Below are 20,325 nucleotides of genomic sequence, written 5' to 3'. Positions count from 1 at the left end.
CAAAGTCATATTAAATTGATTTTGATAAGGAATGCACATGCAAGTTAAAACAATACAACAAGTTTATGATTGGACCGTGTTATTTCATACTCAAATGGCAGCCAATTTCCACAGTGTTAAAGACTTACTGGACGAGCATAATCAAATGCTGGTGGACTATTATCTGCAATATGAGAAGAAACTAGCAGAAGATCTCGTTGGCTTTAAAGCCATTACAGAAATAAACACGCTAGATACCTATTGCTATGAGTATTTTGCTGAAAACCCAGAGCTAATTACTTTTAACGATATCAGCACAGATCAGCAAATTGATGAAAAGGCGATTCAGGTTTACTTAACCACGCAACACCAAAAAGTAATCGACTTATACGAGTACTTGGTATCGCGAGCTGATACAGAGCAAAGCAAAGAAAAGCTCGAACGTTTACTTGAGCTTGAACATCAAGGCCTTAAGCAAATGATGCAAAGCTCAAATCGCCATATGGATATGTAATCGATTAATCGATTAATCTATTAATCTATTAATCTATTAATCTATTAATCTATTAATCCGCTTAATGAAAATCGAGTAAGAAGCCGACTTTTTTAAGGTATTTTTGCTCTTGCTGTAAGTCAGCTAAAAGCAAGGTATGTTCTTTAAGCCACTTATTGTGAAACTTTAAGAACATACTATTTTGCTTGGCTGTTACCTCAAGTTTAAAACCTTGATCGGTAATACGCTTTTGATTCAGTAGTACCGCTAAGCGCAAAATCACAATAAGCTGCAATATTTCATAATGCTGCATGGTATGCAGTGCAGGAAACTCTTCTAAACGAATTTTTTTCCGATAAAAACGGATCATGCAACTAAGCAAGGTTTGTTGTTGCTGCGTAAAGCCTGGTAATTGGCTATTCGCAACGATATATGCACTGTGCTTATGTATCCCTGATGAATTAACCCCTAAGCCAATTTCATGCAGCTGCGCGGCCCAATCCAGCAAGTTGATGTAGTCAGGATCGGTAAGTTGCCATGCCTCTTTTACTTGTTCAAACAGCCACTTTGCGGTTGTCGAGACGCGGTTAGCATGCTCTTTATCTATGGCGTTACGCTCAGATAGGTTCGCTATGGTATTAGTGCGAATATCTTTGTGTGCGAGCTTTTGCTGCATTTCATGTAGCAGGCCTTCACGAAGTGAAAAGTCGCTGTATTGCAACGCTTCGATTTTAAACAGCCTAAATACCGCAATTAAAATAGCTAAACCACCACATATACTCACTTGCCGCTCAGGTGTAAGACCTTCAATTTGTAGCGCTTTTATTTGTTTAGCTGCAATAAACTGAGTTTTTAGTTCTAATAATCGCTCTAATGTAATCAGCTCTTGCTCGGCATCGTTAGCATTGATCATGGCAAGGATAGATTTAATAGTGCCTGATGTTCCCACCACAGATTGCCAGCCAGCCGATAAGTAGTTGGCGAAAATCACTTCGAGTTCTTGCTCTGCGCGAACTTCAGCTTTGGCAAAGCGCTTAGCAGTGATTTGTCCATCTGCAAAAAACTGCTTGGTGTAACTAACACAGCCCATATTGCGGCTAGTAAGTAGCTTGTGCTTAAAGTGTTTGCCAATGATGAGTTCGGTACTGCCGCCGCCGATATCAATGACTAAGCGGTTTTCATCGTGATGAATGTAATGGGCAACACCTTGGTAAATTAAGCGCGCTTCCTCCTGCCCCGATATTACTTCGATTGGGTAAGGAAACACTTTACTTGCTTGGGTTAAGAACGAATGAATATTTTTAGCGCGGCGTAATGTGTAAGTTGCCGCCACTTTGACATTCTCAAGGGGGAAGTCCTGCAAGGTAGTCGCAAACTGCTTAAGAATTGCCAGCGCGCGTTCGATTGCTTCTTGGCTTAAATGATTTTTATCATCTAAACCGTCAGCTAAGTAAACGCGCTGTTTTTCTTTGTGTAAGATTTGCAAAGAGCCATCGACCTCTCTTGCCACCACTAAATGAAAACTATTTGAGCCTAAATCAACGGCAGCAATTGAGGGATAATCATTCATTATTATAGTTACTTTCCCATTTCTTAAGGTGGTCATAAATGGCAATTTGCGAGCGAATTTTTTTACGATTGCCACGGCGCACATAGCTGTTTTTTTGTTCGCTATCGATTATGCGCGCTTTTGATCTATCTTTAAACTGTAGCTCAAGAATATCAATAATAAGCTGTTTTAATTTTTCATCATAAATCGGTGTGGCTACTTCAACACGGTGATCAAGATTTCGGGTCATCCAGTCTGCCGATGAAATATACACTTTTTCGTCGCCATTATTATGAAACACCATCACCCTAGGGTGCTCTAAAAAGCGGTCAACAATGCTAATAATGCGAATATTTTCGTTAACGGCAGAGGGCACTAACGAACACATGCCTCGCACAATAATGCGAATTTTCACACCGCGTCTTGCGGCAAAGTAGAGGTGATCAACCAGCTCTTTATCAACAAGGTTGTTTATTTTTAGCGTAATTCGACCAGCCTTACCATGTTCTACATTGGTTATTTCAGCATCAATTAGCGACATAATAGTTTGTCTTGCGTTGACTGGCGAAATCATCAAATGATCAAATTGAAATGGTTTATAGCTACTTTCAATAAACTTAAACACACTATCGCACTCTTCACTAATGCCATCAAACTTGGTGAATAAGCTAAAGTCAGTGTAGATTTTGGCGGTTTTTTCGTGGAAGTTACCCGTGCCTATATGGGCATATTTCACTATGTTGTTCTTTTCTTTACGGTGAATAACGCATAACTTACTGTGTACTTTCAACGCAGGAATACCAAAGATCACTTTAACACCGGCATTGCTTAGGGTTTTTGCCCATTCAATATTGTTTTGTTCATCAAAGCGCGCTTTCAGCTCAACCATAACGGTTACGTGTTTGCCATTTTTTGCTGCATTAATAAGCGTAGAGACAAGTCGAGACTGACTCGCAACGCGATAAATATTGACCTTAATTTGGGTTACATCTGGGTCAAAAGCAGCTTGGCGTACAAACTCAAGTAAATGGTTAAAGGTGTGGTAGGGGTAATACAGTAAAATATCTTGCTCTGAAATGGCATCAAACACACTTGAATGATTGTTAAAAGCCGTGCTTTGTAATGCAGGCAGTGGTTTGTTTTCTAAATATTGACGGCCAACATTCGGAAACGCAATAAAATCGCGGAAATTACGGTAACGACCGCCGGGGATAAGCGCATCATGTTGGCTTATATTAAGGCGCTTTTTCATCACTTTAAGCATCTCAGCTGGCATGCTCTCGTCATAAACAAGGCGCACAGGCTCTGCAGAAATACGTTGTTTTAGACCTTTTGACATTTTATCGAGCAAGCCTTCTTCAAGCTCGTCATCTAAATTGTATTCGGCATCACGGGTCAATTTGATGGCATAACATTGAATATCATCAAAGCTAAAAAAGCTGCTAAACACATCGCGAATAAAGTAGGCGATAATGTCATCAAGCATCACAATGGTTTTGTGACGGCGCGTTTTCTCTGGTGGCAAAATAACAAATCGAGATACGCGGTCGGTTGGTACTTCCATCATGGCATAATGACTTTTTTGGTTAGTCATCTCGACAAACAAATAGGTCATGGTGTCGTTGATTTGATCTGAGTAGTCTTTCTTTTCAGAGAGTAAAATCGGCAATATGTGTTGCAGCACATTATCGTGGAAGAATTTTTTCAGCCAACTCAAGTGAAATTCAGATAACTCCTCAGGTAACTCAACGTGAATATTGTGCTCGTTTAAGTCATTTAAAATGTCTTTATGAATTTGGTTAAACTTTTTACCAAGCTGTAGCACTTTGCTTTGGATCTGATGAAGTAATATTTCGTCTTCTTCAAAGTTCGCATCAGGAATTTTATTAAGTAATATTCGGCGTTTTACATCAGCAACACGGACACGGAAAAACTCATCCATGTTGTTTGAGTAAATACCTAAAAAGCGCATGCGCTCAATAATCGGGTTAGATTTATCTTTAGCTTCTTGCAGCACGCGTTCATTAAAAGACAGCCAACTTAGCTCTTTGGCAAAGTAGTTAACGGCTTGAGAAGAAGAGTGTGATGCGTTCATCTAGTTTTCCAACGTTTATAGCTAGTTAGAATATAGAGGATGCAGATGACGTTTATGTGACGTATTTATCACTTTTATGACATACATGTCAGTTATGTGACATGTATGTCGTTAATTTTAAAGCTTAGTTTAAGTTTTAATATCCCTATAAACTTGCTTGTTATGCGTCCTCAATATCAACAATTAGGTCTGTAGTAATAGACTCAAGTGCGCTGATCACTTCGTCTTTGTTCATGCCAATTGGCAAAGCGACGGTGGCAACAGCACTAAAAATTGGCACGCCCCAGTTAGGTGCACTTTGTTGTTTTGAATTTAGGTGAGTGATATTCGCCCCTTTGTGACGAATAACGCTGGCAAGCTCTTGTACAATGCCAGGTCTGTCGTTGCCAGTAATGACAAAATTGATTTGTTCAGATTTTTCTTCTGACAGAGTTTCGGCGCCGCGTTCAATTCTGATTTCTAAATACGGCAGACTATGTAATGCGTCTTGCAATTCTTGCAGGTGCTCTTCAGGTACTGCTGCCTCAATAATCCCTGCAAAGTGACCTGCAAGGTGGCTCAAATTACTGCTTAACCAGTTACCATGATGGTTTAAAATTGTGGCTGAAAGGTCTTCAACTAGGCCGGGTTTGTCTGGCCCCAAAATAGTAATTACTAACTGCTTCATACTTATATCTCTGTAAAAATGCCTCTGAAAAATGCAATAAAAGGAAGGAGGCGTTGGTTAAAAATGATTCTTATTGTCGAAAAAAATAAGTCATCTTGAGTATTGATGCAGTTTTATTGTTTGTCCAATTTTTTCCATATAGTTATAAAAAATTAGTTATAACAGTTTGTTAGGTTGTGAATTTGGTCGTTATAAATATGCAGAGCAATGTCGCAATTTGGTCATTTTTTAACTTTAAAATACGTCCCTGAAATACTCGCTTTATTACACTGAATTATGACGTTTGTAACATTACTGTCATCTTGGTGAAATATAATGCGCGCAACGTTAAGATTTAAGGGTGTTTTGATGACTTCCAATCCGAATAAACCTACCTTTCATACGGATAGAAGCCGTCTATTTAAAGACAGGTTTGCCAAGTGGGGTATTTCCGCAGGTGGCGTAATGGTGCTAGTAGCACTGCTACTTATATTCTTTTACCTTCTTTATGTTGTTCAACCTATTTTTGAGTCAGCAAAAGTAGATACACGCAACAGTGTAAAACTACAAAATGCGTCAGAAGTTGTGGGTCTTGGCATTGAAGAACAAACCGAAATTGCCTTTTTACTCGGTGAAAAAGGTAATGTGGACTTTTACAATGTTGAAAAAGAGCAATTTGGTAAAAAGATCACCACCCTTAATACAGAATTACCAAGCGATGTAAGCAGCTTCGCAAGCTCTGCACCGTTTCAGGGGCAATACGCATACGGCCTAGAAAATGGCTCTGTGGTTGTGGTTGCGCCAAAATTCTTAGTGACATTCCCGAACAATCAACGCAAGTTAACACCACGTTTAGATTACCCGTTGGGTGATATGGCGCTTGAAGTTGATGAGCAAGGTGCGGCAATCACTAAATTTGCATTTAGCCACTACGAAGATAAAACAGCTGTTGTTGCTTTAACGGCTGACAAGCGCGTTATATTCAGCAGCTTTGTGGGTGAAGAAAACATGTTCACCGGCGAAGTAGAGTGGGTTGTTGAGCGTACTGAGCTTGATATCGAAGGTCGTGTTGATGAGCTATTAATCTCACCAGATACAACACGTACATTCGTGCGTTCAGCAAATCAAATTTACGTATATGATACCCGTTACCCTTCTGAAGTTGAGCAAATTCAACTGCTTGCAGCTAACGAAGAAAACGCGAACCTAGTTTCAACTCAACTATTGGCTGGTGCCAACTCACTGATGCTTGCTAACGATAATGGCGAAGTTTCACAGTGGTTTGAAGTAAACACTGAAAATGGCCGTGAGTTCCAAAAGATCCGTGCATTTGAAACCAGCAAGCAATCGAAACTAAACATTTTCACCGAGTTCTACCGTCGTACCTTCTTCACAGCAGGCGCTAACGGTGAGCTAGGTATTTATTACACAACTAGCGATGCTAAACTGTGGCAAGGTAAAGTAAGCGAAGGTCCAATTCAAAACTTTGCAATAGCGCCACGTTCAAATGCGGCACTTATTCTTGCTGATGACGCGCTAAAAGTAATTGAAATTCATAACGAGCACCCAGAAGTAACTTGGTCTGCGTTGTGGCAAGAGGTATGGTACGAAGGTTACCCAGAGCCGGGCTACATTTGGCAGTCAACGTCTGCAAGTGATGACTTTGAATCTAAGTTCTCATTAGTGCCAATTTCATTCGGTACGATTAAAGCGGCAATGTACGCAATGTTATTTGCGGTACCAATTGCGCTTTCAGCCGCAATTTACACGGCGTACTTTATGTCGAGTGAATTACGTAAAGTGGTTAAGCCGACTGTAGAAATCATGGAAGCATTACCAACGGTAATCCTAGGTTTCTTAGCGGGTCTTTGGTTAGCACCATTAATTGAAGAGCATTTACCTGCGATTATTGGATTATTGGTGTTGCTACCAATCGCTATTTTATTAACGGCTTTTGGCTGGAACAAGCTACCGGCGTCAATTCGTCACCGTATTCCTGAAGGTTCGCACTCAATTTTACTTATTCCAGTGGTTATTTTCATCGGCTGGTTATCGTTTGCGATGAGTAACTCAATTGAGCTTTGGATGTTTGACGGCAATGTGCGTCAGTACTTAACCAATGAACTGGGTATGACGTTTGACCAACGTAACTCACTAGTTGTTGGTATTGCGATGGGCTTTGCTGTTATCCCGACTATCTTCTCAATTGCTGAAGATGCGGTATTCAGTGTTCCTAAGCACTTATCAAACGGTTCATTAGCACTAGGTGCAACACAATGGCAAACATTGGTTCGCGTAGTATTACTAACAGCAAGCCCAGGTATATTCTCAGCAGTAATGATGGGTCTAGGCCGTGCTGTAGGTGAAACAATGATTGTACTAATGGCAACAGGTAATACACCTATTATGGACTGGAGTATCTTCCAGGGTATGAGAACACTTGCAGCGAATATCGCGGTAGAAATGCCTGAGTCTGAGGTAGGTAGCTCGCATTATCGCATTCTATTCTTAGCAGCATTTGTATTATTCATATTCACATTCATTTTCAACACAGTGGCTGAGTTTGTTCGACAGCAACTGCGTGATAAATACAGTTCAATGTAGGTGGAGAGACACGACATGGTAAAGCAGTGGTTTAAGTCTGGTTCTCCTTGGATTTGGATGACCGGCGGTGCGGTAAGCATCAGTTTAATCTCGGTTCTTGGCTTACTAGCCATGATTGCTTGGAAAGGTTTAAGCTTTTTCTGGCCATCAGAAGTAGTGCAATTTGAGCTGCAAGGCTCAGTTGAAAAACAAACAGTGATCGGTGAGATTTATGACCGTGAACTAGTTGCAAAATCACGTATTGAGGCGACGGGCGTTGATTTATCTCATTACGATAAAGAGCAACTAGAGCGTTTATTGATTAAAACAGGTAACCGTGAGTACGTAGCTCTAGATTTCCGTTGGGTACTAGAGACAGACATCACATCGCGTACTGCGCCAGCTGAGCTTGCTGTATTCGAGCGTAGTAAAAACGGTAACTTCTACGGTTATGTAGAACAGGTTATTAAAGACGGTGAAGTTATCACTGATAACAAAATCGACGTGCTTTATGATCTTGTAGACCGTGCTGTTGACCTGAATGACCAAGCGTTAGACTTACAAAATGGTGATATTGGTCATATTAACTATGAGCTTGAACGTTTACGCTTAAGAGAAAAAGCATACCAGCTTGATAACGAACTAACCGATGAGCGTGTTGCTGAGCTTGCACAAACTCGTGCTGAGTTACGTGCTGAATACACAGTATTAGAAAAGCAGTTATTCGCGCTTCGTAAACAAGCAAAGCGTGACCAAGTAACTGTAAGAGACATGCGCGGTGAAGTGGTTACTATACCTCTGTATCAAGTTCTTGATGTGTGGTTCCCTAATGACATGGGCTTCTTTGCTAAGCTTGGTCATTACTTTGTACAACTTGGTAAGTTTGTAGCAGATGACCCACGTGAAGCAAACACTGAAGGCGGTGTATTCCCAGCGATTTTCGGTACCGTGTTCATGGTATTACTAATGGCAGTGATTGTGACGCCGTTTGGTGTTGTTGCAGCGATTTACTTACATGAATACGCAGCAAAAAATGCCGTGACTAAGATGATCCGTATCGCGGTAATCAACCTTGCAGGTGTACCTTCGATTGTATACGGTGTATTTGGTCTAGGTTTCTTTGTATACATGCTAGGTGGCAGTATTGACCAATTGTTCTACCCTGAGTCATCGCCAAGCCCAGTATTTGGTACGCCAGGTGTGATTTGGTCTGCTTTAACGCTAGCAATTTTAACGCTTCCTGTTGTTATTGTTTCGACTGAAGAAGGTTTATCACGTATTCCAAGTACGGTTCGTCATGGTTCATTAGCACTTGGCGCAACAAAAGCAGAAACGCTATGGCGTATCATCATTCCGATGGCAAGCCCAGCGATTATGACAGGTTTAATCTTAGCGGTTGCACGTGCAGCCGGTGAAGTAGCACCACTAATGCTTGTTGGTGTTGTTAAGATGGCGCCAACACTGCCACTTGACGGTAACTTCCCATACATACATTTAGATAGAAAATTTATGCACTTAGGTTTCCACATTTACGATGTTGGTTTCCAAAGCCCTAACGTAGAAGCGGCACGTCCGCTGGTATATGCCACGGCATTCTTACTGGTATCAGTAATTATCGCCCTGAATATCACCGCGATTGGTATTCGTAACCACTTACGCGAAAAGTTTAGAGCTCTTGAGCATTAATACAGAATTTTTATAGGTAGACAGAGATGATTACAGTTGCACCACAAGTAAACCAAGCGAAAAGCGCGGCAAAGCTAGATTTAGATAACCTAACTGCAGAACAAACAGCGTTAGAGATTAAAAACTTAGATCTATACTACGGTGATAAACAAGCGCTTAGCGGCGTAAATATGAACATCCCGAAAGGTCAGGTAACAGCATTTATCGGTCCATCGGGTTGTGGTAAATCAACACTTTTACGTTGTATCAACCGTATGAACGACCTTGTTGATAGCTGTCGTATTGATGGTGAGATCTTACTACATGGTCACAATATCTATGATAAGAATGTAGATGTTGCTGCACTACGAAGAAATGTCGGGATGGTATTCCAACGTCCTAATCCATTTCCAAAATCAATCTACGAAAATGTCGTTTATGGCCTACGCTTACAAGGTATTAAAGAAAAGCGTAAACTAGACGAAGTGGTTGAACAATCTTTACGTGGCGCGGCATTATGGGATGAAGTTAAAGACCGTTTACACGATAGTGCATTTGGCCTATCGGGTGGTCAGCAACAGCGTCTTGTTATTGCTCGCTCAATTGCTATCGAGCCTGAAGTACTACTTCTGGATGAGCCTACATCGGCACTAGATCCAATTTCTACTTTAGTTATCGAAGAGCTAATTAACGACTTAAAGAATAAGTTTACCGTGGTAATCGTTACTCACAACATGCAACAGGCTGCTCGTGTATCAGACCAAACTGCGTTTATGTACATGGGTGAGTTGATTGAGTATTCAGATACCAATACGTTATTTACAACACCAAGCAAGAAGAAAACAGAAGACTACATTACAGGCCGTTACGGTTAGTCAATAAAGTCACTTGGTACCGTAAACGAAATTTATAGAGGTAGACAATGGAACATAATATCAATAAACACATTTCGGGCCGCTTTAATGAAGAGCTTGAAAATGTGCGTAACCATGTATTAAACATGGGTGGTTTAGTTGAGCAACAACTAAACAGCGCGCTGGATGCTGTTAGTAATGGTGATGCCGATCTTGCACAAAAAGTTCGTGAAAACGACTACAAAGTAAATGCAATGGAAGTGAACATCGACGAAGAATGTACACGCATTATCGCTCGTCGTCAGCCGGCAGCGAGTGACTTACGTCTTGTAATTGCTATTGCAAAAACAATTGCCGATTTAGAGCGTATTGGTGATGAAGCTGAGCGTATTGCTAAAGTTGCGCTGGACTCATTCACAAAAGATCAGCAAGACCTACTGGTGAACATTGAAAACATGGGTCGCCAAGTATCAAAAATGCTTCATGATGTACTTGATGCATTTGCACGTATGGATGTGCAATGTGCGTTTGAAGTACATAAAGAAGACGCCAAAGTTGACCGCGAATACGAAGCAATTACCCGTCAAATCATGACATATATGATGGAAGATCCACGCTCAATCCCGAAAATTATGGATTTAGTGTGGTCAGTTCGTTCATTAGAACGTATTGGCGACCGTTGCCAGAATATTGCTGAATACATCATCTATTTTGTTAACGGCAAAGATATTCGTCATACATCTCAAGAAGATATCGAAAAGTCGCTGTAAATTTAGCCGCAACTTTTCATTATTAAACCGAGCGGCCTTAGGCCGCTTTGTCTATTATTGGTGATGTAAGGCAGAAAAAGCGTTCACAATCGAACACAATGCTGTAAAATTCGCAGCTGCCAAAGCATACTAATTTATAAAGGGTCAGTTATGCCTACAAATGCATTTTTAGGGGTTTTTGCTAAATCACCTATTAAGCCTATGGAAGATCACATTAAGAAAGTACATCAAGCAAGTAAAGCATTGATCCCTTTCTTTAATCACGTGTTTAAAGAAGAATGGCAAGAAGCGGAAGAAATCCGTCTAAACATTCGTAATTTAGAGCGTGAAGCTGATGAAATGAAACGTAACATCCGCCTTCAACTACCTCGTGGCTTATTCATGCCAGTTGAGCGTACCGATTTGCTAGAGCTTGTTACTCAACAAGACAAAATTGCTAACAAAGCAAAAGATATCGCAGGTCGTGTAGTTGGTCGTGAGATGATCATACCTACCGAAATCCAAACAGATTTCCTTGCTTATTTAACTCGTTGTGTTGATGCGACTAAACAAGCGTCAAAAGCAATCAATGAGCTAGATGAGCTGCTTGAAACGGGCTTCAAAGGTCGCGAAGTGACTTTAGTTGAAAAAATGCTCGTTGAATTGGACGCTATTGAACAAGACACGGATGACATGCAGATCAAAATTCGCCGTCAATTGCGCGCCATCGAAAATGAACTTAACCCTGTTGACGTGATGTTCTTATACAAGATCATTGAGTGGGTAGGCGAGCTTGCAGATATTGCAGAGCGCGTAGGTTCTCGTCTTGAGCTGATGTTAGCTCGTTAATTAAAAATCAGTTCAAACACGAAAAAAATTAAAGGTTCACACAATGGATATCATTGCAAATTACGGCACGTTATTGGTTTTAACTGCCGCCGCAGTCGGTTTCTTCATGGCTTATGGTATTGGTGCAAATGACGTTGCCAATGCGATGGGTACATCAGTAGGCTCAAAAGCACTTACAATTAAACAAGCAATCATCATCGCTATGGTGTTTGAATTCGCTGGCGCATACCTTGCCGGTGGTGAGGTTACATCTACAATCCGTAAAGGGATTATCGATGCCACGCCGTTTATGGACATACCTGAGTTAATGATACTAGGTATGATTGCCGCGTTATTCGCTGCAGGTAGCTGGTTATTAATTGCCTCTTTCTTAGGCTGGCCAGTATCTACGACTCACTCAATCATCGGTGCCATCATTGGTTTCGCATTAGTTGCAGTAGGTAGCGAAGCAATCCAATGGAACAAGGTAATGGGTATCGTAGGTAGCTGGATTGTTACCCCTGCTATCTCTGGTTTTATTGCTTACTTGATTTTCATGAGTGCGCAAAAGCTAATTTTTGACACTGATGCACCACTTAAAAATGCTAAGCGTTTCGTACCTATCTATATGGGTCTAGCGGGCTTCATCATGTCGCTTGTAACAATCAAGAAAGGCTTAAAGCACATTGGTATCAACTTAGGTGCTGTTGAAGGTTATGCCCTTTCTATCGCGATTGCTGTTGTAGTTGCTATCATCGGTAAGATTGCGATTGCTCGCCTTAAAATTGACCCTAAAGCTGACAAAGCAATGCAATTCAACAACGTTGAGAAAGTGTTCGCAGTACTAATGGTACTAACGGCATGTTGTATGGCTTTCGCGCACGGTTCAAACGACGTTGCTAACGCAATCGGTCCACTAGCTGCTGTTGTAAACATTGTTGAGCACAACGGTGAAATCGCTAAGAAAGCGGCTATCGCATGGTGGATTTTACCACTAGGTGGTTTAGGTATTGTTGCTGGTCTTGCTATTTTAGGTAAGAAAGTAATTAAAACAATCGGTGAAGGTATCACGCACTTAACACCAAGCCGTGGTTTTGCTGCTGAGCTTGCTGCTGCTTCTACAGTTGTTATCGCATCAGGTACTGGTTTACCTATTTCTACTACACAAACACTTGTAGGTGCGGTTTTAGGTGTAGGTATGGCACGCGGTATTGCAGCACTTAACATGGGTGTTGTAAGAAACATTGTAGTTTCTTGGGTAATTACATTGCCAGTTGGCGCAGCCCTTGCTATTGTTATTTTCTATGTACTGAGAACTGCCTTCGGGGTATAAAAAGTACTAAAAGACTTTTAGCTTGAAAAGATCTCAATGCCTTAGGTATTGGGGTCTTTTTATTTGCAGGTAGAGAATGAATAACTTACCAAGTATTAAACAACTACAGTATTTATTAGCAGTCCACCAACATCAACACTTTGGCCGCGCAGCAAGCGCCTGTTTTATCGGTCAATCAACCTTAAGTAGTGCAATTCAAAACTTAGAAGAAACTTTAGGTTGCCAGCTTATAGAGCGTGAAAACCGCAGCTTAATGTTTACCGCAATTGGTGAAGAGGTTGTCGAAAAAGCACGTAAGATTATTGACGACACCCTTAGCCTTAAAGAGCTGACAAAAAGCTTTTTAACGCCTTTAAGTGGCACACTCACGCTTGGTGTTATCCCTACGATAGCCAGTTTTATTGCTGCGCCTTTATATCATTTCTGCAAACAGATCTTTACCGAGTTAGAGTTAGTTTTGGTTGAAGACACCAGTGACAAGCTACTCGATAAACTAGAGCATGGCCAAATTGATATGGCATTGCTTGCTTTACCTTATGACACTGAAAAGTTTCATACCCAAGTACTCGCTAAAGATCAGTTCAGCCTAGTGCACCATAAAGATTACACACCAGCAGATGGCGTGGAAGACTTTAACCTATTACCAGATGCGAGTGTGTTCTTACTAGAGCGTGAGCACTGTATGACAGGCCATGCGTTAAGTGCCTGCCATTTGAATCGCTCAAGCTGTATTAACCCATTTGAAGCGGCAAGCTTACATACCTTATTAAGTATGGTTGAACACCAGCTTGGTGTTACTTTCTTACCGCAAATGGCTATCAATGCCGGTATTTTAGATAAAAAAGATATGGTTGCTACGCCATCACAAGGCGATGCATACCGTGATATTGGCATTGTGTGGCGTAAAACCACAGGCCGGATCAGAGACTTTAGGCTGTTTAGTCAGCAGCTAGAGCTCTTTCTTAATAAGCAGTGTAGCTTAGACGGTCAGTGTGACAACGAATAAAGCCTCTACCTCTAAATTAAACCCCAAATAAAAAATATTTGGGGTTTTTTTATTATTTAAGCAAACTATTTTTTTCCTTCCCTCGACTAACATAATAATAAAACCATTAAAGGCAGATCAGATGACGAGGCTAGCGTGTTTTTTCAATCACTTGAGACACTAATTGCTAAAGCGCAACAGGGCAATAAACGGGCGTGGTTGAAATTAGTAAAGCAGCACGAAACACAGGTATATAACTATTGCCTAAGGATGTTAAGTCACCCTGATGATGCAATGGATTTAATGCAAGAAGTGTTTATTTCTGTTTATAAAAGCTTGCCGAGTTTTCGTGGTGAGTCGAGTTTTAATACTTGGCTCTATCAAATTGTGCACCGGCGTAGTGTTGAATATTACCGCCGCCGTAAGCTGCATCAAGGTTTAGACGATATACCAGAAGAAAGCTGCGAGCATAGTGAGTTAGAAACCAATCAACTGCAATCTGAGCAGCATGATGAACTCAAAGCAATGATGAACAATTTACCCTGGGAGCAACGCTTGGTGGTGGAGTTAAAGTTTTTTCAGCACTGTACATTTGAAGAAATCGCTGAGCAATTAGGTATTTCGACCAATACAGCTAAATCAAGACTATACAGTGCGCTTGGTAAGTTAAAAGTGCATTTGGAGGCCGTAGATGGCTAATTTAGATTCATTATTTACCGCATGGTTAGAAGGCGAAAGCCTCACTGAAGAGCAAATTGCGTTGCTACAAGCCAATGCTGAGTATGCATCAATGATGAATAATGCAATGCAGTGGCAACAACAAAGTCAACATTATGAAACGGTACCCGTACCAAATTGGGATCGAGAGTCTACGATGCCTAAAGTGCAAAAAACGAGTCTGTTTTTTGGTGCTGGAATGTGGGCAGTGGCTGCTTCAATAGTATTTTGCGCATGGGTTTTTGTTAGTAATCCACAGCAAGGAAATCAGCAGTTACTTGAGCAAGTGGCCAAGCAAACCAATTTACTAGAGTCACAACAAAAGCAAATTGATCAGTTGCAAAACATCATTACTGCGCAAAACGAAGTGCAGCAACAACAGATGTACCAACTGGCCAAAGAAGCGATTAAAACCGGGCGAGTCGAGCGCCAAGAAGATATTGCCAGCGTACTTGCATATATCAAAACGCAGCGGGCCCAAGACCAAGCGTACTTACGTATGCAGTTAAATGATTTAGCAGAGCAAGTGGACGGCGGACCATTGCCAACCGTTGCCAACAATTTGGAGTATTAAGATGTCAAAATACAAATCAACTACGGCAGCCTTATTGCTTTGCACAGCAGTAAGCTTACAGGCACAAGCAAGTGATGAGTTAAATAAAATTCAGCGTGAAGTCGGGATCATGGAAAAAATCCTCTCAGCGGCGTTAAAACAAGATACCGATAACAAGGTAAGAAATGTGTCTTCGAGTTATTTGCAGCATCAAGGTGTGGTGTTTAGCTTTGATGTACGAGGCAGTTCGCGCTGGTCTACAGTGTTTGCCTCTGTACCCGATGCGCCGCTGCCACCTATGCCAGATATCGATTTTGAAGAACTAACTGAAATCGAAGTGTTAGGCGAACATGTGCAAGTGATCAGCGATGCAGTAGTCGTGAAAACGCAAGAAGCCTATCAGCAAGCCATGGAAGTGATGCGCGAAAGCGCAGAGCGAGTACGTGAAGTAGCTGAGCAAGAGCGCGATGTGAGCCGTGAAATCCGTGATCTTGAACGTGAAAAGCGCGACCTTGAATTTGACCGTCGTCATGATAAAGATGCCAAAGAGCAAGAGCTCGAAAAACGTAAACAAGCATTGCAAGCATCGATTAAAGAGCTTGAAAAGCAGCAGCAAAAGTTATCACAAAAGCAGCAACAAATGCGCAAAGAGTTAGCTGAGAAAAAACAAGCTCGTGTTAAAGAGCAAAAGCAACAGCTGGCTTCTTTAGCTAAGCGAGTAGATCAGAGCTTATCACTGACTTTGTGTGATTATGGGAGCGGTTTAAGAAATCTGCCTAACGATGAACATGTCAGCTTTATCATCCGTGGTGTTAGCGAAGGTAAAACTGAGCAAGTAAAAGTATTTAAAAAGTCAGACATTAAAAAGTGTGTGGTTGGCGATATAAAAGCCGCGCAATTACTCGAAAAAGCATCAACTTATAGTTTTTAAATTCTCCCAACTAAAAAAGCAGCCTAAAGTGGCTGCTTTTCATTCATTGAAAATGGTTTTAAGTCGGGTAAAAACAACAAGTAAACCCACACGACTAAGTTAAAGTAAGGTACTAAACCTAGCCCTGTAAATGTTTTTACCGGGTACCCCTTAAAGGTCGCATTACGGTAACATTGATACGCTATCCCTAGATTCACAATCAGCAACAAAACGATTAGTTGTGTCATCACTTTTCTCCTTTATACCGCTAATAGATGGACTTAACGATGTTAAGTCATACTCAGTATGTTTAATGTAATAAGTAATGTCATGTTTATTATAGATAATCACTATAAAAACACGACATTTTATCTTGCTGTGGATTTAAGTATAGATGAGTATTGTCAGTATGGAAGTTTAAAAACTAAGAAAAAATGTTTAAAAATGTATTAAATTTAGGCTTTTTAAGGCTAGATATTTGTTAGTTAAAAAGATTATTTTCAGATATTTTTTTCAGCTCGTCGCTAATTTTTTCAACCGGTACTGGGCGGGCAATAAAGTAGCCTTGACCATAGTCGATACCAATTTCTTTTAGCGCTAAGAATATTTCTTTGTTTTCAACATATTCAGCAACAGAGCGCTTATCAAGCGAACGGCTAATATCATTAATCGCTTTTACAAGCGCTAAATCGATTGGGTCGTTCAACATGTCGCGAACAAATGAACCATCAATTTTTACGTGTTGAGCCGGTAACTGTTTAAGGTAATTAAAGGTACTAAAGCCAGTACCAAAGTCATCAATAGAGAAGTGACAGCCTAAGCCATTCAAACGCTCGATCATGGCACGGGTTGCAACTAGGTTATTAATACTCGCAGACTCGGTGATCTCAAAAATAATGCGTGTTGGTTCAACATTGTATTCTTTTAAGCTCGATTCAATATGCGGCAGTAAGCGTTCATCTAAAAACGACTGTGCTGACAAGTTAATTGCTACTTGGTTAAGCTCTGGGTACTCGGCAACGCTCTTAATGGCATTACGAATAACACATTGGTCCATCAAGAAAGTATCGTTTAAAAGCTCTAAAGCAGGAATAAACTGATTAGGGTAGATAAGCTCATCATCAAGCTTTAAGCGTAATAGTGCTTCAAAGTAGGCGACGTGGCCGCGTTTAAAGTCCCAAATCGGTTGATAGTGCAGTTCGATAGCATCATGTTGTAATGCTTGGCGAATACTATGGCCCCATTCAAGACCGGCTTGTAAACTATTGTGATGACTATCTTCTTTTGAATAACAGTGTACTAAGTTACGGCCTAAGCTTTTTGCTACATAAAGGGCGATATCAGCTTGTTTTAAACACTCACTTGGGTCGTTATTTTGCTCGGTGATTTGTGTTAAACCAATTGAACAGCTAATTGAGTACTCTTGACCTTCTGAATGAAAGCGGTGCTTTTCAATCGCCATACAAATACTTTCTGCAACCAAGTGTGCATCGAGTAAGTTAGTATTTTTTAAGATCACAGCAAATTCATCACCACCGATGCGGCACACTAAGTGCTCATCACTAATATTCGCTGTGAATAACTGGGCAACTTCTTTTAAAACGATGTCACCTTGTTGGTGACCTTTACTGTCGTTGATGATTTTAAAGTGATCTAAATCGATATAAATCAGCGCGTGCTCTGTATCGTTACTGGTGTATTGTGCTTTACAAATACGTTGTAATTGTTGGTCAAAGTAATAACGGTTATGCAGCTCTGTGAGCGTATCGTGCAAGGCTAAATGACGAAGTTGTAGCTCTGCCTGCTTACGCTCATGAATGTTATCTATGGTGGCGGTAATAGTTGCTGAGTTCTGGCTGTTTTTAATCAGCTGTAAGCGACACTCAACCCAAATGGCATTGCCATTTTTATGTTTTAGTTGGATCTCTACCTGTTGCTGTTGCTCACCACCATGCAAAATACGCTGAATAGTATCTTGTAGCTTTGTTTTACACTCAGGTAAACAAAAGTCAGTTAATGACTTTGCTAAACTAGACTTAATGCCATAGCCCGTTAAATGCTCCCAAGCAGGGTTAATAAAGCGAATATTACCCTCTTGGTTAAACTCAAGTACCACAGTATTTAGGTGTAATAAAATACGTTGGTGGGCAGAAAACAGCTCTTTATAGCGGCTTTGACTTTGGCTTAGTTGTTCTACTTTTTGCGCAAACTCTGCATAGCTCACCATGAAATCTTCACGGCGGGCAGCGTGGTCACACACTTTACTTAATAACGAGTGATCGTACGGGGCGCGAATAAAGTCAGTTACGCCAGATAGCAACAACTGCTCAGCATAATCTGCATCATTGTTATCAATGATGGTTACAATCGCTTGCTTTGGGTTGTGCTGTAGTATTTCGCTAATTAACCCAGCTGCGGTATCTGAATGAGATTCGGTGGCGTCAATCAATACAATGGCAAATTTTTGCTGCAGATAGGTCGCAAGTGCCGCTTTTGTTGAAGTGGTATGGGTTATCGCGAAGCTAAGTTTTAACTGTTCGCTGATATCTTCTGCTTTACGGTTATCTGTTTCAAGTAGTAATAAATTAAGGCGACTACTTTTTTCAAGGTGAGTTGATAACACGTTGGCTAGCACTTGCGGCAGCATATCTTGGCGTTCAAATGGAAGAACAGCATCAATGCCATAGCTGCGAGCCGTGGTTTCGGCTATACGTTCACAATAGATTGGTGGAGTAAGTAAAATTGGTGTGTTTTTTGGTGTTTTTAATAACCCTGAACGGATCATGCGCGAAAAGCGCCAACCATCAATCTTACCGACCTCAAGGCCTGTAATGATAATATCCACCGGGTGGCTTTTAAGAATTTTAAGCGCATCTTGAGAGTCACTGGCTTCGATAAACGTGAAGACATTAAGCTTGTTTAATGTGGTCTTAATTGTTTCACGCTCAGCAACGCTCGCGTTCAAAATTAGCAGCTTTAACTGCTTTGCCATGGCGCTACTACCTCTTACTTAACCCATGTTTAGTGAATAAGCTAGAATAATGACATTTTGCTTAATCTACAAGCAAACTTTACCCAAAAGCGGTTAATAAGTACTTAAGTTTGTAATCCTTTAAGCTAGTACCAAGTTGACGCAGGGCTTTGCTTGAGGTGGTGGGCGTATCAGAGTAAACTTGGCGCGTTTTTATTAATGAGAGATATGCTCTATGCGCGTAGCTGATTTTAGCTTTGACCTTCCTGATGAATTAATTGCTCGTTTTCCTAAAGCAGATCGAACTAGCAGTCGTTTACTGACGCTTGATGGCCCATCAGGCCAAGTTGAGCATAAAGTATTTAGTGATATTTTATCGCTCGTTAATGAAAATGACCTATTAATTTTCAATAACACCAAAGTGATCCCAGCTCGCATGTTCGGGCAAAAAGAGTCAGGCGGTAAGCTTGAGGTTTTAGTAGAACGTGTACTCGACGAGCATCGTGTGCTTGCGCATGTGCGAGCTAGTAAATCGCCAAAACCAGGCTCAAAAATCATTCTAGAAGGTAAAGCCGAAGCAATCATGGTTGCGCGTCATGGCGAGCTTTTCGAGCTTGAATTTGCCAAAGACGAAAATGTACTCGATATCCTAAACGACATCGGTCACATGCCATTACCACCTTATATTGACCGTCCTGATAACGAGTCAGATCGTGAGCGCTACCAAACGGTTTATGGTGAAAAGCCTGGTGCTGTAGCCGCGCCAACAGCTGGTCTGCATTTTGATGATAAATTAATGGCAGCCTTAAAAGACAAGGGCATTAACATGGCCTTTGTGACTTTGCACGTAGGTGCAGGTACCTTCCAGCCTGTTCGCGTTGACTCAGTTGATGAGCATGTTATGCACTCAGAGTACATCGAAGTGCCAGATGAAGTGGTTAAAGCGGTAGCCGAAACTAAAGCAAAAGGTGGGCGTGTAATTGCTGTAGGTACTACCTCAGTTCGCTCACTGGAGTCAGCTGCTAAAGTGCACGGCGGCAAACTAGATACTTACTTTGGTGATACCGATATCTTTATTTACCCGGGTTATCAGTTCAATGTGGTTGATGCCATGGTGACAAATTTCCACTTACCTGAATCAACGTTAATCATGTTAGTCAGTGCCTTTGCAGGTCAAGAGAACATAATGGGTGCTTACCACACGGCTATTGAGCAGCAGTATCGCTTCTTTAGTTATGGTGATGCGATGTTCTTAACGCGCAAATAAGCGCTGATGAGAATTTGAAAAAGCCCAGTTTTTTAACTGGGCTTTTTATTTTCGAATTTAGCCCAATTTATAGTAATAAACCCGCAAACAGGGTAGAATCGAGCGGTTAAATTATAGCTTGTTGGACTGTTTTTCCGACACTGAGGAT

At 41.1% G+C, this 20,325-nt stretch carries 17 protein-coding genes; 12 read left to right on the top strand and 5 right to left on the bottom strand.

What is annotated here, in order from left to right:
• Nucleotides 1–37 precede the first annotated feature (37 nt).
• Entirely contained in the window at nt 38–493 is a 456-nt protein-coding gene (locus AADY36_RS15180) for a hypothetical protein (protein ID WP_054563522.1), read from the top strand.
• Between the two features lie 61 nt (nt 494–554).
• On the opposite strand, the gene ppx is transcribed toward AADY36_RS15180, so the two are convergent.
• From ppx to AADY36_RS15165, 3 genes are all read right to left on the bottom strand, one after another.
• On the bottom strand, nt 555–2,042 hold the full coding sequence (gene ppx, locus AADY36_RS15175) for an exopolyphosphatase (RefSeq protein ID WP_239963363.1): 1,488 nt from the start codon (nt 2,040–2,042) through the stop codon (nt 555–557).
• Nucleotides 2,035–4,116 carry a polyphosphate kinase 1 gene (gene ppk1 / locus AADY36_RS15170; RefSeq protein WP_342409178.1) on the bottom strand — a complete coding sequence of 694 codons (2,082 nt, stop codon included), beginning with the start codon at nt 4,114–4,116 and terminating at the stop codon, nt 2,035–2,037. The genes ppx and ppk1 overlap by 8 nt, the downstream gene beginning before the upstream one ends.
• Before the next feature lie 160 nt (nt 4,117–4,276).
• Nucleotides 4,277–4,783 (bottom strand): glycine cleavage system protein R, encoded by a 507-nt coding sequence (locus AADY36_RS15165; protein WP_287203763.1) that lies wholly within the window; start codon nt 4,781–4,783, stop codon nt 4,277–4,279.
• A gap of 348 nt (nt 4,784–5,131) precedes the next feature.
• On the opposite strand from AADY36_RS15165, the gene AADY36_RS15160 reads away from it, so the two are divergent.
• The 10 genes from AADY36_RS15160 (at nt 5,132) to AADY36_RS15115 (ending at nt 15,960) form a co-directional block, all read left to right on the top strand.
• The gene (locus AADY36_RS15160) at nt 5,132–7,366 is read left to right on the top strand and encodes an ABC transporter permease subunit (protein ID WP_054563526.1); all 2,235 of its coding nucleotides are present in this window, start codon (nt 5,132–5,134) and stop codon (nt 7,364–7,366) included.
• A gap of 15 nt (nt 7,367–7,381) precedes the next feature.
• Nucleotides 7,382–9,031, top strand: a complete 1,650-nt coding sequence (gene pstA / locus AADY36_RS15155) for a phosphate ABC transporter permease PstA (protein ID WP_054563527.1) — start codon at nt 7,382–7,384, stop codon at nt 9,029–9,031.
• Between the two features lie 26 nt (nt 9,032–9,057).
• Nucleotides 9,058–9,885, top strand: coding sequence for a phosphate ABC transporter ATP-binding protein PstB (pstB, locus tag AADY36_RS15150; RefSeq protein ID WP_054552475.1), 828 nt, complete (start codon nt 9,058–9,060; stop codon nt 9,883–9,885).
• A 47-nt stretch (nt 9,886–9,932) separates the two neighbouring features.
• Nucleotides 9,933–10,634, top strand: a complete 702-nt coding sequence (phoU, locus tag AADY36_RS15145) for a phosphate signaling complex protein PhoU (RefSeq protein ID WP_054563528.1) — start codon at nt 9,933–9,935, stop codon at nt 10,632–10,634.
• Nucleotides 10,635–10,784: 150 nt separating this feature from the next.
• The gene (locus tag AADY36_RS15140; RefSeq protein WP_054563529.1) at nt 10,785–11,462 is read left to right on the top strand and encodes a TIGR00153 family protein; all 678 of its coding nucleotides are present in this window, start codon (nt 10,785–10,787) and stop codon (nt 11,460–11,462) included.
• Nucleotides 11,463–11,505: 43 nt separating this feature from the next.
• Nucleotides 11,506–12,774: an inorganic phosphate transporter gene (locus tag AADY36_RS15135; protein WP_054563530.1), complete on the top strand. Its 1,269-nt coding sequence runs from the start codon at nt 11,506–11,508 to the stop codon at nt 12,772–12,774.
• Nucleotides 12,775–12,850: 76 nt separating this feature from the next.
• On the top strand, nt 12,851–13,780 hold the full coding sequence (locus AADY36_RS15130; protein WP_342409177.1) for a hydrogen peroxide-inducible genes activator: 930 nt from the start codon (nt 12,851–12,853) through the stop codon (nt 13,778–13,780).
• A gap of 135 nt (nt 13,781–13,915) precedes the next feature.
• Nucleotides 13,916–14,458 (top strand): RNA polymerase sigma factor, encoded by a 543-nt coding sequence (locus AADY36_RS15125; protein ID WP_055020909.1) that lies wholly within the window; start codon nt 13,916–13,918, stop codon nt 14,456–14,458.
• Nucleotides 14,451–15,050 (top strand): hypothetical protein, encoded by a 600-nt coding sequence (locus AADY36_RS15120; protein WP_054563533.1) that lies wholly within the window; start codon nt 14,451–14,453, stop codon nt 15,048–15,050. The genes AADY36_RS15125 and AADY36_RS15120 overlap by 8 nt, the downstream gene beginning before the upstream one ends.
• A 1-nt stretch (nt 15,051) precedes the next feature.
• On the top strand, nt 15,052–15,960 hold the full coding sequence (locus AADY36_RS15115) for a hypothetical protein (RefSeq protein ID WP_342409176.1): 909 nt from the start codon (nt 15,052–15,054) through the stop codon (nt 15,958–15,960).
• Nucleotides 15,961–15,983: 23 nt separating this feature from the next.
• Here AADY36_RS15115 and AADY36_RS15110 read toward each other — a convergent pair whose 3' ends face one another.
• On the bottom strand, nt 15,984–16,187 hold the full coding sequence (locus AADY36_RS15110) for a hypothetical protein (RefSeq protein ID WP_054563535.1): 204 nt from the start codon (nt 16,185–16,187) through the stop codon (nt 15,984–15,986).
• A 233-nt stretch (nt 16,188–16,420) separates the two neighbouring features.
• Nucleotides 16,421–18,931, bottom strand: coding sequence for a two-component system response regulator (locus tag AADY36_RS15105; protein WP_054563536.1), 2,511 nt, complete (start codon nt 18,929–18,931; stop codon nt 16,421–16,423).
• A 214-nt stretch (nt 18,932–19,145) separates the two neighbouring features.
• On the opposite strand from AADY36_RS15105, the gene queA reads away from it, so the two are divergent.
• Nucleotides 19,146–20,177: a tRNA preQ1(34) S-adenosylmethionine ribosyltransferase-isomerase QueA gene (gene queA, locus AADY36_RS15100; protein ID WP_054563537.1), complete on the top strand. Its 1,032-nt coding sequence runs from the start codon at nt 19,146–19,148 to the stop codon at nt 20,175–20,177.
• Nucleotides 20,178–20,325: the final 148 nt, after the last annotated feature.

This window comes from Pseudoalteromonas sp. D15MCD-2 (assembly GCF_038562745.1).
In the GTDB taxonomy this organism is placed as follows: Bacteria; Pseudomonadota; Gammaproteobacteria; order Enterobacterales; family Alteromonadaceae; genus Pseudoalteromonas.
Note: the sequence above shows the minus strand (reverse complement) of the source record. Positions and strands in the feature narration are given on the sequence as shown.